The organism is Flavobacterium sp. (genome assembly GCF_043756175.1).
In the GTDB taxonomy this organism is placed as follows: Bacteria; Bacteroidota; Bacteroidia; order Flavobacteriales; family Flavobacteriaceae; genus Flavobacterium.
The window spans coordinates 1-17,307 of record NZ_JAYURN010000093.1 but is presented as its reverse complement, the minus strand read 5'-3'; the positions used below and the strand labels follow the sequence as shown (position 1 = coordinate 17,307).

17 protein-coding genes and 1 riboswitch are annotated in these 17,307 nt (G+C 32.2%); of the genes, 11 read left to right on the top strand and 6 right to left on the bottom strand.

Going from position 1 to position 17,307, the window contains the following annotated elements:
• Positions 1 to 28 precede the first annotated feature (28 nt).
• A riboswitch (cobalamin riboswitch) is annotated at positions 29 to 234 on the bottom strand.
• Between the two features lie 94 nt (positions 235 to 328).
• The 6 genes from cobC to ACH2BP_RS07085 are packed head-to-tail and all read right to left on the bottom strand — an operon-like array spanning position 329 to position 5,181.
• Positions 329 to 853, bottom strand: a complete 525-nt coding sequence (gene cobC / locus ACH2BP_RS07110; protein ID WP_395058376.1) for an alpha-ribazole phosphatase — start codon at positions 851 to 853, stop codon at positions 329 to 331.
• On the bottom strand, positions 838 to 1,614 hold the full coding sequence (locus tag ACH2BP_RS07105) for an adenosylcobinamide-GDP ribazoletransferase (RefSeq protein ID WP_395058374.1): 777 nt from the start codon (positions 1,612 to 1,614) through the stop codon (positions 838 to 840). Before ACH2BP_RS07105 ends, cobC begins: the two co-directional genes overlap by 16 nt.
• Positions 1,615 to 1,654: 40 nt before the next feature.
• A complete protein-coding gene (gene cobT, locus ACH2BP_RS07100; RefSeq protein WP_395058420.1) occupies positions 1,655 to 3,334 on the bottom strand; it encodes a nicotinate-nucleotide--dimethylbenzimidazole phosphoribosyltransferase in 1,680 nt (559 codons plus the stop codon).
• A gap of 16 nt (positions 3,335 to 3,350) precedes the next feature.
• The gene (cobU, locus tag ACH2BP_RS07095; RefSeq protein WP_395058372.1) at positions 3,351 to 3,863 is read right to left on the bottom strand and encodes a bifunctional adenosylcobinamide kinase/adenosylcobinamide-phosphate guanylyltransferase; all 513 of its coding nucleotides are present in this window, start codon (positions 3,861 to 3,863) and stop codon (positions 3,351 to 3,353) included.
• Positions 3,851 to 4,258: a DUF5522 domain-containing protein gene (locus ACH2BP_RS07090; protein WP_395058370.1), complete on the bottom strand. Its 408-nt coding sequence runs from the start codon at positions 4,256 to 4,258 to the stop codon at positions 3,851 to 3,853. Before ACH2BP_RS07090 ends, cobU begins: the two co-directional genes overlap by 13 nt.
• On the bottom strand, positions 4,258 to 5,181 hold the full coding sequence (locus tag ACH2BP_RS07085) for an ABC transporter substrate-binding protein (RefSeq protein ID WP_395058368.1): 924 nt from the start codon (positions 5,179 to 5,181) through the stop codon (positions 4,258 to 4,260). Before ACH2BP_RS07085 ends, ACH2BP_RS07090 begins: the two co-directional genes overlap by 1 nt.
• Positions 5,182 to 5,363: 182 nt before the next feature.
• Between ACH2BP_RS07085 and ACH2BP_RS07080 the strand changes: the two genes are divergently transcribed.
• From ACH2BP_RS07080 to ACH2BP_RS07030, 11 genes are all read left to right on the top strand, one after another.
• Positions 5,364 to 6,506 (top strand): ABC transporter substrate-binding protein, encoded by a 1,143-nt coding sequence (locus ACH2BP_RS07080; protein ID WP_395058366.1) that lies wholly within the window; start codon positions 5,364 to 5,366, stop codon positions 6,504 to 6,506.
• Position 6,507: 1 nt separating this feature from the next.
• Entirely contained in the window at positions 6,508 to 7,536 is a 1,029-nt protein-coding gene (locus tag ACH2BP_RS07075; RefSeq protein WP_395058364.1) for an iron chelate uptake ABC transporter family permease subunit, read from the top strand.
• Between the two features lie 97 nt (positions 7,537 to 7,633).
• Positions 7,634 to 8,248: an FMN-binding negative transcriptional regulator gene (locus tag ACH2BP_RS07070; RefSeq protein WP_395058362.1), complete on the top strand. Its 615-nt coding sequence runs from the start codon at positions 7,634 to 7,636 to the stop codon at positions 8,246 to 8,248.
• Positions 8,249 to 8,329: 81 nt separating this feature from the next.
• On the top strand, positions 8,330 to 9,442 hold the full coding sequence (locus tag ACH2BP_RS07065) for a glycosyltransferase (RefSeq protein WP_395058360.1): 1,113 nt from the start codon (positions 8,330 to 8,332) through the stop codon (positions 9,440 to 9,442).
• Positions 9,433 to 9,981, top strand: coding sequence for an RNA polymerase sigma factor (locus tag ACH2BP_RS07060; protein ID WP_395058358.1), 549 nt, complete (start codon positions 9,433 to 9,435; stop codon positions 9,979 to 9,981). The genes ACH2BP_RS07065 and ACH2BP_RS07060 overlap by 10 nt, the downstream gene beginning before the upstream one ends.
• A 50-nt stretch (positions 9,982 to 10,031) precedes the next feature.
• Complete coding sequence (locus tag ACH2BP_RS07055) at positions 10,032 to 11,276, top strand: MFS transporter (RefSeq protein WP_395058356.1); 1,245 nt, start codon at positions 10,032 to 10,034, stop codon at positions 11,274 to 11,276.
• 115 nt (positions 11,277 to 11,391) lie between these two features.
• Positions 11,392 to 12,207, top strand: coding sequence for an energy transducer TonB (locus tag ACH2BP_RS07050; protein WP_395058354.1), 816 nt, complete (start codon positions 11,392 to 11,394; stop codon positions 12,205 to 12,207).
• 140 nt (positions 12,208 to 12,347) lie between these two features.
• Positions 12,348 to 13,220, top strand: coding sequence for a lipoyl synthase (gene lipA / locus ACH2BP_RS07045; protein WP_395058352.1), 873 nt, complete (start codon positions 12,348 to 12,350; stop codon positions 13,218 to 13,220).
• Between the two features lie 9 nt (positions 13,221 to 13,229).
• Positions 13,230 to 14,099: a cation diffusion facilitator family transporter gene (locus ACH2BP_RS07040; protein WP_395058350.1), complete on the top strand. Its 870-nt coding sequence runs from the start codon at positions 13,230 to 13,232 to the stop codon at positions 14,097 to 14,099.
• Entirely contained in the window at positions 14,092 to 15,093 is a 1,002-nt protein-coding gene (gap, locus tag ACH2BP_RS07035; RefSeq protein WP_395058348.1) for a type I glyceraldehyde-3-phosphate dehydrogenase, read from the top strand. The genes ACH2BP_RS07040 and gap overlap by 8 nt, the downstream gene beginning before the upstream one ends.
• Positions 15,094 to 15,127: 34 nt before the next feature.
• The coding region (locus ACH2BP_RS07030; RefSeq protein WP_395058346.1) for an ATP-binding protein at positions 15,128 to 17,307 on the top strand (2,180 nt) is incomplete at its 3' end.

The window sequence follows — 17,307 nt, the reverse complement described above, 5'->3', positions numbered from 1 at the left end:
TTTCAGAATCTCTTTTCCCGAAGATTCGATATTTGTTAAGAATTGAGGCAGGTCTCCTGGCTTGCGTCTTGTTGTTTACCTTCCCATCTCAAAAATGATAGACAGTGGTTTTGTAGATAACAACAAGCTTTGTAGCTTACAGTTGCGGGAACAGCTTTGGTATTTATCCAAATTCCCTTTTAATTCCTTTCTTTTTTAAAAAAAAAGTTAGAAACCTTAATTCAAGTGCAAAGATAATTGCATAAATATTAATAACCCAATTTTTTCAAGCTTTTTAAATATATTTTTAAATTATAATCAACATTACTCTAATTAAACTAACTTTTTATTAGAAATTGATCTTTTTTACTTCCCCAAAATCAACTTTGTTTTGAAAAGCATCCTTCAATGATAAATTAGAATTTTTACACAAAACACTTCTAATAACTCCAGCGTGTGTTATAATTACAATTGGTTTTGAATGTTTTGCTTTTTTTATTTCGTCAAAAAAAGCATTTACCCTTTCGTATAATTGTACGAAGGATTCACCATTTGGCACAGATACATTTACAAAATCTTTCATCCAAGGATTCAGCATTTCTAACGGAATATCATTCCATTTTTTTAGTTCCCAATCGCCAAAATTCATTTCCATTAATCGGGAATCAGTTTTATAATTGCCTTTTGAAATATGATTAGCTAATACTGTACATCGTTTCAAAGGACTAGAATATACAATAGCATCTGAAGGAATTTCTGTTTTTATAGATTCAAAAAGTAATAAATAATCATCTTGAATTTCTACATCTGCTTGACCGTAACAGATGCCTTTTTCGCAAACTGTTTCGGTATGACGGACTAAATAAATTTCCATATTCCTATAATTGACAGATAAAAAACAATTTCACACACTTGTTGCGTGGCTCCTAAACAATCGCCCGTGTAACCGTCAATCCATTTCTGGAAATAGCGCGCTAGAAAAAAACGAGCTATAATTACAGGAATAATTGACAGTGAAAATTGCCATTGAAAGTAAGACAAAAATAGAAACGGCATTAATCCAAAAAAGAATGCACCCAATACTTCTCGCCAAGTGTAACTTTGGGCAATGGGTTTGCTTTTACTCGTAGCATCATCTCGGGAATATTGGTGTGTAAAAACAATAGAAATTGCAGCTAATCGACTTAAAGCATGAGCAGAAACGAAAAGTAGAAAATTACAGATCGTAGATAGGGAAGACAGTGTAGAAAGTGATTGAAACTTAAGTAAAAACAATAATACTAAACCAATTGCTCCATAAGCCCCAATGGCGCTATCTTTCATAATTATCAGGATTTTTTCTTTGGTCCAACCACCTCCAAAACCATCACAAACATCAGCAAAACCATCTTCGTGAAAAGCACCTGTGGTTAGAATTCCTGCAATAATTGCTAAGATAATTGTTATATCATTAGAGAAGAGAAAAGATGATAAATAATAGACCGCAAAACTTATTCCTCCCACAATCCAACCAATAAAAGGAAAATACCGTGAAGCTTTGTTCAGATAATCTGGGTTATGATCGATGTTTTTCGGACACGGAATTCGAGTATAAAACATTAATGCAGTAAAAAATATATGGATTTCTTTTTTCATATTTTATGGTTATAACTGAATACTAAATAAACTTTCCTGATTAATTTTGACTCACTCCTGCGCTTTCAAAACTTGCCATTTCATTTAAAAATTCCACTGCCGATTGAATAATTGGAAATGCTATCGCACAACCTGTTCCCTCACCTAGTCGCAAATCGAGTTGTAAAATGGCTCTTGCATTTAAATAATTCAGCAATTTTATATGTGCCTGCTCGGCAGATTGATGACAAAATATAGCATTTTTTATAATCTCAGGATTATTTTTAAATGCAATTAAAAAAGCAATGCTGCAAATAAATCCGTCAACAAGAATCAACATATTATTGTTATAGGCTTCGAGCATTCCTCCAGCCATTTGTATAATTTCAAATCCGCCAAAATAGACTAATTTGCTATTCAAATCATCTGAACCTTTATAATTTCCAATTGCTCTTCGCAGAATTTCATTTTTGAACAGTAATTTTTCATCATCAACACCCGTTCCTTTTCCTACGCAATCTTCAATTGGCAATCCTAAAATAACACTCATTAAAACCGAAGCCGTTGATGTATTACCGATTCCCATTTCGCCAAAACCAATACAATTACTTCCTGTTTTTGCAATAGCATTAACAATCTCACTTCCTTTAGCAAAACACAAATCTAGTTCGGTTGCACTCATTGCTGCACCGTGTAAAAAAGACTGTGTTCCTTTTGCTATTTTTGCTGAAATTAAATTGGAATTCGTCGAAAAATCATAATTTACCCCAGAATCTACAATAGACAATTGAATATTGTGTTGTTTACAAAATACATTTATCGCCGCTCCACCTTCTAGAAAATTAGTAATCATTTGTCTTGTTACGTCTTGTGGATATGCACTCACGCCATGATTTGCAATACCGTGATCGGCGGCAAAAACTATGATATTAGGTTTTGTTATTTTAGGCTCTAATGTTTGAAAAACAGTAGCAATTTGTTTGGCTAAAATTTCTAAAACTCCTAATGAACCTGTTGGTTTTGTTTTGTTGTCTATTTTAAATTGTAAAGCTTCTTCAAATTCAGTTGAAATAGCCTTTTCTATTTTATTACCAACCAACTTAATTTTCGAGTCTTTTTTATGAAGTATTGAAATTTCTTCAACAGATGGTATTTCTGTTTTTTGCTTCCAATTTAATTGTTGCAACATGGGTTGGTTATCATAATTCGTAGCAGGTTTACCTACGCAGAAATACCCCAAAGGTTCAATATTTTCGGGCAAACCCAATAATTCTTTAAACTCATAATAATTTAAAATAGAAACCCAACCCATTGAATAGCCTTGTTCCGTAAGGGAAAGCCATATATTTTGTGCTGCGCAAACCGCACTAAATTTTATTGCTTCGTTACTGCCGACTGTTCCAATAGTGAAATTATTCAGAACCGAACGATCATAACAAATCACAAGTCCTAGTGGTGCTTCTTCAATCGCTTCAAGTTTTAACGCTTGGTATTGTGTTTTTTGTTGTTCGTTATCGGTTAGATTTATTGCTTTTTTGTCATAATCCAAAAACAACTCTTTGATGGCTTTCTTAATTTCCGCTGACTTTATAAGATAGTATTTTGTGGCATCTGTCAAACCCACAGAAGGTGCCCAATATCCCGCTTGCAATGCTTTTTCAATGACCACATCGGGAACTTCAACATTCATGAAATGGCGAGTGTCTCGACGGGATTTTAAAATTTCATCTAAATCAAACATGGTCATCTAATTATTGTTAATTTCCTTTTATCGTTACAGGAATACCAGAAACCATCAATACAACGGTATCAGCTTTTTTGGCTAAATATTGATTCATCCAACCTTGTAATTCGGTAAATTTCCGCCCAATGTGAGTGTCGGCATGAACACCCATTCCTATTTCATTGGTAATGATAATAATGGTTGTGTCTTTCTGACTGGCGATGACATCGAACTCGGATTTGGCTTGTTCCAAACACAATTCTACATCGTTTTTGGTATCCACAAAAAAGTTGGTTAACCAAAGCGTCACGCAATCAATAACGGCAACTTTTCCCGAAAAATAAATTTCGCTCAGGTGTTTCTCTTTTTCAATATTTGTCCAGCGGTCGTCACGATCTTTTTGATGACGGTCGATTCTCTTCTGGAAATCATCATCCCATTTTCGAGCTGTTGCTACATACATTGGGTTTTCGGCTAATTCTTTCGCCAAATTTTCGGCATAACTGCTTTTTCCTGAGCGTTCTCCGCCTGTAATTAAATAAACCATTTTCTTTGTTTTTTAAATCCATAAGGACAATGTCGGCATCCATTGGTGCAACAACGTCCTCTTTTGAGATGAAACCAAGCTTTAAAAACATAGTTTCCATTCTCGATATAATAATCAATTCCTTCTAAAATATCAGTCGTTTTTGGTAAGTCTTTCGCTATATTCTCAGGAGCATTTTTGGGCGTTATGGTCGCTACATACTCATCAATTTTTGACGAACATGATATTTTAAAACAATTCGAACACAAACAATCTACCACTTCTGAGGGATTGAAAATAGGTGGGAAATCATTACACCAACATTTGCTTCCTTCTGGCGTATCACCACAATTAAAGGGAGTCCCACAGGAAGAACAGTTTTTTACTCGAATAGTATTTAGAAAAATTTCTGCCATTACATTACTTTTTCAATAGTATGAAAAGGCAAATATTTGTGTTTTAATTTGCTTGGAACTTCAAAAAGAGTTGGATGAAAAAGTGCTGCCAACAACTCAATTCCATCCACAACAGTTGTACTGGGCTGGGTAAACATATCGGCATCAGCCATAAAAACAGCATTATTTTGAACTGCTTTTAGATCGTTCCAACCTTCTAATTTTGTTAAGGCTTCCAGTTCTTGGCTCGAACGATTCACTTCAAATCCGCAGGGAGCAACCACTAAAACTTCTGGGTTATACAAACGAATTCGTTCCCAATCAGTAACAATTGAATATCCCGACGGGTTCGAAAGCATATCAATTCCTCCTGCTTGCGAAATTTGATACGGAATCCAATGTCCGCAATTGTATATTGGATCGAGCCATTCCAAAACCATAACTCTTTTTAATGGCGCGTTATTTTTGCGAAGCGTATATAGAATATAATCGGTTCTAATTTTAAGTTTTACAAGTAATTCATACGCTCGATCTTCCTTGCCAAAAGCCTTGGCAATAGTAATTGCATTTTCGTAAATATCATCTAAATTCCGCGGGATAAGCGGGATTAATTCTGGTTCTTTCTTTAATTTATAAATGGAACGAGCCACGTGACTGGTGTCTATCTGACAAACATCACATACGTCTTGGGTAAAAATAATATCGGGAGAGATCGATTCTAACAAAGTGTCATCAATGTAATACAAACTCTTTCCCTGCGCCTTAGATTGTGAGACAATTTGGTCTATTTCCTTGCTCGTATGATTGTTTCCTTCAAGGTAGGAACGAACTACTTTTGGCTTATCCGAAGGACATTCGAAAGTAACTCCAACCAACTCATTTTCAAGTCCCATTTCATAAATCATGGAAGTAGCAGCAGGTAAAAAAGAACAAATTTTTAGCATCGTCAATGTATCTTTAAGAATTATTTTTTGATTATTTGCATTTAAAAAAGTAAGAACAAATATAGTAGTTATGAATGCAATTGTTGAGTAAAAATGTCATTTATCTTTTAACGGTATTTTTAAATTGATTCTGATTATAAAAAAATTATAATTTACCTTTGTCATAAAATTTTCAAAAAAAAATGAAACTAAATCCTGTTAAATTATCCTTTTTTGTATTGATTTTAATGCTAATTGGATGTAAAAAAAATGAAGAAAGCAGAACTAAAACAGCTGAAATTGTTGGAAATTTCGTCACGTATTCAAAAAGCTTAGCAATTTTTAAACATGAAGGATATTCAGTAGTAAAAGTTTCAAATCCTTGGCCTAACGCTAATAAAAGTTTTACTTATATTCTAAAAGAAAAAAACGGAATTATTCCTGATAGTTTACAAAAATATACTACAATTGCTGTTCCTTTACAATCGATTGTAGTGACCTCAACAACCAATATTCCTTTTCTGGAAATGCTTGGTGTCGAGAAATCACTGGTAGGTTTTCCGCATACGGATTATGTTTCATCAGAAAAAACTAGAAAATTAATTGATGTTGGTTTGATAAAAAACGTAGGTCAAAACGAAAAATTAAATATGGAGCGTCTCATCGATTTGGCTCCTAATCTTATTGTTGCTTTTGGAGTAGACAACAATAACCCTATGATTGATAATTTACAAAAAAGCGGCCTAAAAGTACTAATTCAGGCCGATTGGATGGAGCAATCACCACTTGGGAAAGCCGAATGGATAAAACTTTTTGGTGCACTTTTTTGCAAAGAAAAAGAAGCTGAAACACTTTTTGATGATATTGTAAAAAATTATAATGCTGCTTTATTATCCGTTAAAAATAGTAAGGCAGAAACTTCGGTTCTATATGGATCAATGTATCAAGATCAATGGTTTGTTGCCAAAGGGAACAGTTGGGTTGCCCAGTTTTTGAAAGATGCAAAGGCGAATTATTTATGGAAAGACGTTGAAGGAACTGGTAGTTTGGGATTGTCATTTGAAAATATTTTGGACAAGGCAAAAAACGCAAGGTGTTGGATTGCTGCTGGGCATTATAAATCATTAGCCGAATTGGAAAAAAGCAATCCCCATTATAGTCAGTTTGATGCGTTTAAAAACAAAAATGTTTATACTTTTGAATCAAAATTAGGAGCAAGAGGCGGAACTATTTATTATGAATTAGCTCCAAGCCGCCCTGATTTGGTGTTAAAGGATTATATCAAAATTTTTCATCCAGAATTATTACCTGATTACACATTAACTTTTGCTCAAAAACTGAATTAAATTGCCTAATAACAAACGAAATATATTCCTTTTTCTAACACTTCTTATTGGAGCAATATTGTTGTTTTTTATCAACATTAGTTTGGGTCAAGTTTTTATTCCTTTCAAAGAAATTTTCAAAAGCCTAACAGGCTCGCAAGCAAGTAAAGAAACTTGGGAATATATTATTTTTAATTATCGATTACCTAAAGCTATTACAGCTATTTTAGTCGGAATGGGATTGTCTGTTTCTGGATTATTAATGCAAACTTTATTTAGAAATCCATTAGCTGGACCTTATGTTTTAGGATTAAGTTCAGGTTCGAGTTTAGGTGTTGCTTTTGTCATTTTAGGCGCCAGTTATTTACCAACTTTTATTGCCGAATATTTTTTGTCTCCTTACGGAATTATGCTTGCTTCTTGTTTGGGAAGTTTGTTAGTTCTATTTTTAGTTTTGTTAGTTTCAAAACAATTGCGAGATACTGCTACCATTCTCATTTTGGGACTTATGTTTAGTAGTTTTGCTGGTGCAATTGTTAGTGTTTTAACTTATTTTTCTTCGGCGGAACAATTACAAAAATTCACTTTTTGGTCTATGGGAAGTTTGGGTAATTTATCCTGGAATCAAATTGTAATTCTTCTTGTAGCAGTAACAATTGGATTGTTTTTAAGTCTTTTGAATATTAAAGCTTTAGACGCATTATTATTGGGCGAAAATTATGCCCGAAGTATGGGAATAAATTTCAAAAAATCGAAATTCATTATCATCATAGCAACAAGTATTTTAGCTGGAAGTATTACTGCTTTTGCGGGACCAATAGCTTTTGTCGGACTGGCAGTTCCGCATATTGCAAAAATGGTTTTTCACACGAGCAATCATTGGATTTTATTTTGGAGCACTTTGCTTTTTGGTGCTATTATCATGTTATTTTGTGATATGGTTTCGCAAATGCCTGGAACAAATGTTACTTTACCCATAAATGCTATAACTTCTATAATTGGCGCACCAGTTGTGATTTGGCTGTTGGTTAGAAAACGAGGTTTTAATTAATTTTTTTTATTAACATAAAAATATTCAGACTAGCTTCCTTATGAAATATCTGAAATTCATATGAAAGCCGAAACCAATATGATTTAATTTTAAAATTATGTATATTCCAAATATTTACAAAAACGAAAATCAAGGAGATATAATCGATTTTCTTCAAAAAAATAGTTTCGGAATTTTGATAAATCAAAATGACGGAAATATTCTGGCAACTCATATTCCACTAGAATTTGAGATAAAACAAAACGGAAAACAATTTCTAGAAGGACATATTTCTAAAGAAAATCCACAATGGAAAATTTTTGAAAATGACGATCGAATTTTAGCTATTTTCTCAGGCTCACATGCTTACATTTCCTCTTCTTGGTACGATCACGAAAACGTTCCCACTTGGAATTATATTGCAGTTCACGTATATGGGAAAGTAAAAATTTTAGATTATGAAGAAAGTCTATATTCATTAAAAAAACTAGTCGATAAATATGAAGTTAATTCTGAAAATCCAGTCAGAGTTGAAGATCTATCAGAAAAAACCATGCGACAAGCACGAGGAATTATTGCTTTTCAAATAGAAATAACTTCTATAGAAGCAGTTAAAAAAATATCACAAAATCGAGACAAAAAAAACCATCAAAATATCATTTCTGAGTTAGAAAAAACTCAAGATTATAACGCTTGTCAAATAGCACAAGAAATGGCAAAAAATAAAAAATAATCTTTTGTAAACAATCTGAAATCTAAAATCTGAAATCTAAAATCTTTTAGTACCTTTGCAAAATATTTTTTGACTCATTTTATGACACAATTTTTACTCATTTTGCTTTACATTTTTATAGGAATTGTAGTTATTCAGGTAATTTACTATCTATTTATTTTTGGTAAATTTTCTTTTGCTAAATGGCAAGAAAGCACAGCTAAACATGTTTCTGTTTCTGTAATTGTGTGTGCAAAAAACGAAGAGGAAAATGTGAAAAATTTTATTCCACTTTTAGCAAATCAAAATTATTCAAATTTCGAAATCATATTAATTGATGATGCTTCTAGTGACGAAACTTTAGAAGTTTTCGAGCAGTTTGAAAAACAATATGCTAATGTAAAACTAGTAAAAGTAGCCAACAACGAAGCTTTTTGGGGAAACAAAAAATTCGCATTAACCCTTGGTATCAAAGCCGCTACAAAAGATTATCTACTATTTACAGATGCCGATTGTTATCCAAATTCTGAAAACTGGATTACCGAAATGTCTTCTCATTTTACCTTACACAAAACTATTGTTTTAGGTTATGGTGCGTACGAAAAAGAGTCTGGATTTTTAAATAAACTAATCCGTTTCGAAACTTTACTTACTGCAACACAATATTTTGCTTGGGCAAAATTAGGCAAACCATATATGGGTGTTGGTCGAAATTTAGCCTACAAAAAAGACGAATTTTTTAGGGTAAATGGTTTTATAAATCACATGAAATTGCGTTCTGGTGACGATGATTTGTTTATAAACGAAGCGGCAAACAAAAGCAACATTGCACTCGCTTACAATACCGAGAGTTTTACTTATTCGAAAGCGAAAAAAACTTTCAAAGATTGGATTATGCAAAAACGCCGTCATGTTTCGACTGCAAAATATTATAAATCTTTCGACAAAACACAATTAGGGATTTTTTATTTTTCGCAATTATTTTTCTTACTCATACCTATTGTTTTATTGGCTTTTCAATTTAAATGGATTATTGTAATATCAATAATTGCTTTTAGATATATAATTGCATGGGTTTCTTTAGGATATTCAGCAGGAAAACTAAAAGAAAAAGATGTTATCTATTGGTTCCCTCTTCTAGAAATAATTCTTATATTCATACAACTAAACGTATTTGTTAGAAATATCTTCTCAAAACCAGTCACTTGGAAATAAAAAAATATATAGACAAAGCCAAATTAGGTGACCAAGTTGCTTTTACTTTTCTACTAGATAGTTACTGGAACGAAGTATATGGTTTTATGCTACAACGAACTGAAAATGAAACCGATGCTGAAGATATTACTATTGAAACTTTCTCTAAAGCTTTCGACAAAATAGCAACTTACAATCCAGAATTTCAGTTTAATACTTGGCTCATAGCTATTGCAAAAAATGTACATATCGATTTGCTTAGAAAGAAAAAATCATCACTCTTTATAGATATTACAGATGAAGAAGATGATATTGCCTATGCAGTAGCCGACACTTCTCCTTCGGCAGAAGACAAATTAATTACCGAGCAAAATTTATCTCGTTTACTACAATTCATCAAAGAATTAAAACCAGCTTACCAAGAAGTTATTCAGATGCGTTATTTTCAGGAAATGAGCTACCAAGAAATTGCAGACGATTTAGAAGAACCACTCAATAATGTAAAAATAAAACTTCTTCGAGCTAAAAAACTATTAGCTGAGATTATCACAAAAGCATAATTTTAGATTTTGACAAAGGATTTCTATATTTGACAAAAATCTAGAATCCAATGCATAAATTCTCTACACAGGAAAAATTAAAATTTATATTATCAACACCCGTAATTGTTGCCTCTTTAGGCTATTTTGTTGATATTTATGACTTATTGCTTTTTGGTATTGTTCGAATTCCAAGTTTAAAGAGTTTAGGACTTAATCCAGATATTTCCGGAACGATTATTATGAATTATCAAATGACAGGAATGGTCATAGGAGGTATTCTTTGGGGTATTTTAGGTGACAAAAAAGGAAGACTTTCTGTTCTTTTTGGTTCGATTATAGTTTACTCGTTAGCCAATATTGCGTGTGGATTTTTACCACAATTCCCATTTGAAGACAAAACGATGGTATATGCCATTTTACGATTTATAGCAGGTGTAGGTCTGGCAGGAGAGTTGGGTGCAGGAATCACTTTGGTTTCCGAAACATTACCTAGAGAACTACGAGCTATAGGTACTTCTATTGTTGCAGGATTGGGCGTATTAGGTGCAGTTGTGGCGCAATTTACTGTAGAGCTAGCTGGAAGTTGGACTACCGCTTATATCATAGGTGGTTGTCTTGGATTAGTATTGCTAGTTTTACGAGTTAGTGTTGCCGAAAGTGGTATTTATAAAGCAGTAATAGAAGACAAATCGGTGGAGAGAGGTAATTTTATTTCATTTTTTACCAATCAAAAATTATTTATAAAGTATTTAAAATCCATACTTATTGGAATTCCTATTTGGTACTGCATTGGTATTTTAGTGTTTATGGCGAACCAATTTGCTCCTGAAATGGGCATTACAAAAATTGATCCAGCAAAAGCCATCATGTGGACCTATCTTTTCACTTCTTTGGGAGATTTTTCGAGTGGTTTCATTTCGCATTTATTACATTCTCGCAAAAAAACCATTTTGTACATGTTACTTTTTACGCTTTTAGGTGTAATCTTATTACTATTTAGTGGCAATAAATCTGAAAACATGTACTATTTCTATTGTTGTTGGATAGGGCTAGGAACAGGTTTTTGGGCCATGTTTGTAACCGTTGCAGCAGAACAATTTGGAACAAATTTGCGAAGCACAGCTACAACTAGCATACCTAATATGGTTCGTGGATCGGTTCCTGTGATGCTAATTGGTTTTGAATTCTTGAAAAAAGGCGAAAGCGTCATCCATTCTGCTGCAATTATAGGTATAATTGTCTTTGCATTAGCTATTTATGCTGTTTTAACCATACGAGAAACACATAATACTGATTTAGATTTTACAGAATAATTAATTATTTTATTAAAATTTTGCATTTAATTAATTTTTAACAAAATTTTGGCACGGTTTTTTCATACTATCAATCAGAACACTGAAAGATTATTAATTATAAAAACTGAAAATTATGTCAAAATTAAACATTAACAAAAAGGAATGGTTAGAGTTGGTTTTTGAAGGAAAAAACAAAGAATACGGAGCGTATCAATTGCGCCAAGAAGACGGAAAAACAACAATGAAAGCTTTTTTTAGTGCGATTGTATTAATTACAGGAATTGCACTTTTACCCGTTTTATTAAGTTCATTTGCTGATAAACCTACAGTTGTAGAAGACCCTACTATCTACGACGGAACTGTAACGCTTGTAGATTTACCAATTCATAAAGAACAACCGAAAAAAGAAGAAACAACTGTTAAAAAAACAGAGCCAAAGGCTCCAAAAGTAAATGCAATTCCAGTAGTTGTAAAAAAAGAAGATGCTCCTAAAACCGAAGTGCCAAAAACAGAGCCTACAATCAATAATACATCTACAAATACTACAATAACAGGAACTGGAAGCAATCCAGATACAGGAAATACAAAAACTGGAGTATTAACAACTATTCCTGTTGAACAACCTACAAACGAAGCTTTACCTTCTGGAATTTTAGACAAAACTCCTAACTTTCCTGGTGGAATAAATGAATTCTTAAAAACTGTTGGTAAAAAATTTGTTACTCCAGAACTTGAAGAAGAAAAAACAATAAAAATACTAGTTTATTTCGTTGTCGAAAGAGACGGAACATTATCTAACATTACAGTTCCTAATAATCCAGGTTTTGGATTAGATACAGAAGCCATTCGAGTATTAAAATCTATAAAAACAAAATGGGAACCTGGAATTTACAAAGGAATACCAGTAAGAACATCTTATTCTCTTCCAATTGTGGTTAAAACACAATAAAAAATAGAAAATTTTATAAACTTTCATAAAGTACACTAAGAACTATTTTAGTGTACTTTTTTATTATCAAATTAACAAATAAACGAATCCACAAATAAACTACAATTAGTATCTTTGCTCTGTAAAAAAAATTACATTTTATGGAAACTGTTCTAGATTCTAACATATTGCCTGTAGGGAAACCAAAATGGCTAAAAGTAAAATTACCTATTGGTCAAAAATATACTGAATTACGTGGTCTTGTCGATAAATACAAACTAAACACCATTTGTACTTCCGGAAGTTGTCCAAACATGGGCGAATGTTGGGGAGAAGGAACTGCAACATTTATGATTTTAGGAAATGTTTGTACTCGATCTTGTGGTTTTTGTGGCGTAAAAACTGGTCGTCCAGAAACAGTCGATTGGGATGAACCAGAAAAAGTGGCTCGTTCTATTAAAATAATGAATATTAAACACGCTGTAATTACAAGTGTAGATAGAGATGATCTAAAAGATATGGGTTCGATAATTTGGATAGAAACCGTAAAAGCAATTAGAAGAATGAATCCTGAAACAACTTTAGAAACGCTAATTCCAGATTTTCAAGGTGTAGAAAGAAATTTAGATCGAATTGTAGAAGCAAATCCCGAAGTTGTTTCTCATAATGTAGAAACTGTTCGTAGACTAACTCGTGAAGTTAGAATTCAAGCGAAATATGATAAAAGTTTAGAAGTTTTACGTTATTTGAAAGCCAAAGGAATTAGAAGAACAAAATCTGGAATCATGCTTGGTTTGGGCGAAAGAGAAGAAGAAGTCATACAAACTATGAAGGATTTACGTGAAGCAAATGTAGATATTGTAACTATAGGTCAGTATTTACAACCCAGCAAAAAACACCTTCCTGTAAAGGAGTTTATTACACCCGAACAATTTGAAAAATATGAAATTCTAGGTAAAGAAATGGGATTCCGTCATGTAGAAAGTGGTCCATTAGTCCGTTCTTCTTATCACGCTCAGAAGCATATCCTATAATAAAAAAACATGACCCACGAAGAATCCGCTATTAAAGCAACGTATTTTAGCTTAATTGGAAATGCCTTCCTTGCAATTATAAAAGGATTAGCAGGTTTTTTTGGAAATTCCTATGCTTTAATAGCCGATGCAATTGAATCTACTACCGATATTTTTTCATCATTTTTAGTTTTATTTGGAATAAAATACTCAAACAAACCCGCAGACGATAATCATCCTTATGGTCACGGAAGAGCTGAGCCATTGATTACATTTCTAGTAGTTGGTTTTCTAATTACGTCTGCTACTATTATTGCTTACGAAAGTATTTCAAATATTAGAACACCTCATAATTTACGAAAACCTTGGACCCTACTTATTCTTTTTTTTATAATTATATGGAAAGAGATTTCTTTTAGATTGGTTATGAAAAGGAGTGAAGAAACAAATAGTTCCTCATTAAAAGCTGATGCGTGGCATCACAGAAGCGACGCTATAACATCAGTAGCTGCTTTTATTGGCATTTCAATAGCTTTACTTTTAGGAAAAGGATATGAATCAGCAGATGATTGGGCGGCTCTTTTTGCTTCAGGATTCATATTATACAACAGTTATTTGATATTTAGACCAGCACTTGGTGAAATTATGGACGAACATTTATATGACGACCTCATATTAGACATTAGACAAGTTTCTAATAAAGTTGACGGATTAATAGATACAGAAAAATGCTTTATTAGAAAAGCGGGTATGAAATATCATGTAGATCTTCATGCTATTGTAAATGCAAATATTTCGGTAAAAGAAGGGCACGAAATTGCCCACAAACTAAAAGACACTTTACGTGAACAAATTCCACAATTAGGTCACGTATTAATACACATTGAACCTAATGAATAAAATAAGAATATCTATTAACGGTTTTGGGAGAATTGGTCGAAATTTATTTCGATTGTTATTAAATCACCCTACAATTGAAGTTGTTGCTATAAATGACATTGCCGACAACAAAACGATGGCTCATTTATTAAAATATGACAGTATTCATGGTGTTTTAACTTCCGATGTTTCGTATAATGAAAGTTCGATTTTAGTAGATAAAAAACCGTATTTATTTTTTCACGAAAAAAACATTTCAAATTTAAATTGGAAATCTTTAGATATTGATTTTGTTATAGAAAGCACAGGGAAATATAAAACGTTCGACGATATAAACGCACATATTTTAGCTGGTGCAAAAAAAGTGATTTTATCAGCTCCAGCCGAAGTAGAAAATATAAAAACCGTAGTACTTGGCGTAAATGAAGATATTATTGACGGAACAGAAAAAATCATTTCTAACGCAAGTTGCACAACAAATAATGCAGCTCCGATGATAAAAGTTATCAAAGAATTATGCGGTATTGAACAAGCATATATTACGACCGTTCACTCTTACACGACCGACCAAAGTTTGCATGATCAGCCTCACAAAGATTTGCGAAGAGCACGTGGAGCAAGTCAAAGTATAGTACCAACAACAACCGGAGCAGCAAAAGCATTAACAAAAATATTTCCCGAACTGAAAGGAAAAATAGGTGGTTGTGGTATTCGTGTTCCCGTTCCAGATGGTTCGCTAACTGATATTACTTTCAATGTAAAACGTGAAGTTTCTATTGAAGAAATAAATCATGCTTTCAAAATTGCATCAGAAAATAAGCTGAAAGGAATCCTTGGTTATACTGAAGATCCTATCGTTTCTGTCGATATTATTGGAAACCAAAACTCTTGCTTATTTGACGCACAACTGACCTCTGTAATAGACAAAATGGTTAAAGTTGTGGGTTGGTATGACAACGAAATTGGATATTCTAGCAGAATTATCGATTTAATTTCACTTATTAACAAAAAATAATTATATTTATGGAGTGTTTTCTTAACTGAAAAAAATGTTTAAACAATTATTCTTAATTATACTTTCTGTTTTCTCAGTTTCTGTTTTCTCGCGAAACGGTCAAAAACCCGTATCGAAAGTAGATAGTTCTTTTTTTTATACTGAAAAAGCAAACTATTATAAGAATAATAAAGCATTTGACAAAGCGCTAGAAAACGCAAACAAATCGATAGTTTTTGGTCAAAAAACTAATAATATAGATGCTCTTACAAATGGTTACTATTGCCTCGCAACTGTATATATTGATTTAAAAAAATACGACATAGCTATTGAAAATTTACTGAGGACTGTTTCTATTTTAAATACGGTTGAAGTTAATTCTAAATTAGCATTATCGTACTATAATTTAGGCTTATGCTACATGCAAAAGGAGAGTTATAGCAAAGCTGAATCTTATTTTAGAAAAGCAAATTCAGTTTACGAAAGCATCAATTTACCTAATGCTGTAAATATGGTAAACCTGCAAAAAGGGCTTATGTATTTAGACAAAAAAGAGGTAAACCAAGCTGAAAATATATTTTTACAAATATCACATTTACCTATAGGAAGAGATACATTCAAACTACAATCTGAAGCTTTGTATCAATTAGGACAAATAAAAGCAAAGGAAAAAATAAACAATCTTGCTTTAAATTATCTGAACAGAGGTTACCAATTAAGCATTGAAAATAAAAACACCAACCAGCAATTAAAAATTAGCAAAAAATTAAGTGAGGTTTATGATAATATGAAGGAAACCAATAATTCGCTTGCTTTTCTAAAAATTTACATCAACCTAAAAGATTCTTTAGATTCTGAATCAAAACATAGCGACAAAACTTTAGTTACAGAACGTTTTAAGGTCGATGATATGATGCGTTCTTTAGATAAATTAGATAAAGAGAAAAAGCAGCAGGAAAAATCGAATAAGTTTTCTAAATTAATTAATATTTTAAGTATTGCATTAATAACCATTCTTTCGCTTTTAAGTTTATCTCTGTATAAAAATAATATTATTAGAAATAAATCAAATGAGTTGCTTCGAGATAAGAATAGTCAACTCGAAATTGCCAAAGAAAGAATAGAAAAAGCATCGAAAGCTCGTGCAGAATTCCTATCGACAGTGAGTCACGAATTAAGAACCCCATTAAATGCCATCAATGGAATTTCGCATATTTTGTTAGATGACAAACCTAAAGCCAGTCAAATAGAGTACTTAAAATCATTGAAGTTTTCAGGTAATTATTTACTTACTTACATAAATGAAATCCTTGAAATAAACAGAATCGAATCTGATACTATTGAAATTGAAAACATCAGTTTTAATATCAAAGAGTTATTAAACAACATTCAAAGTTCACTCAAAGAACAAGCAAGTCAAAACAACAATGACTTTATTTTAAATATAGAAAATGAAGTTCCCGAAATCTTAATTGGAGATCCAACAAAAATATCCCAAATATTTATAAACCTGATAAACAACGCTTTAAAGTTTACAGAAAACGGAACTATTACCGTAAATGCTAAACTTATAAATAGAGATAAAAACAATTGCCAAATTAAATTTGAAATTCAAGATACTGGAATTGGCATTCCGAAAGACAAACAAGAATCTATTTTTGAAAGTTTTTCACAAGGATCTGTAGAAATTAATCGAAAATATGGAGGAACAGGATTGGGATTAACCATTGTAAAAAGGTTGGTCATATTAATGAAAGGAAAAATATCGGTAAATAGCGAAATAGGCACTGGATCTACTTTTTCATTCAATTTAAACTTCAATGTTGGAGAAAAAATCATCCCATCAACAATAAACAATCTTATCAATGAAAAAATATTTGTAGGCAAAAATATTTTGTTGGTTGAAGACAACAAAATTAATCAGATGATAACCAAGAAATTTCTAGAAAAGAAAAAAATGCATTGCGAAATATGCGAGACCGGGGAAGATGCCATCATAAAAACACAAACTAACAATTACGATTTAGTCCTGATGGACGTTCATTTACCTGGAATAAACGGAACTATAGCTACTGCAGAAATTAGAAAATTTAACACCTCTACTCCAATTATAGCATTAACCGCAATTTCTCTGAATGAAAACAGAGAAATGCTCCTTTCTTTTGGCATGAATGATGTGATTACCAAGCCATTTAATCCTGATAATTTTTATAAAGTTATAGAGAATACTTTGTT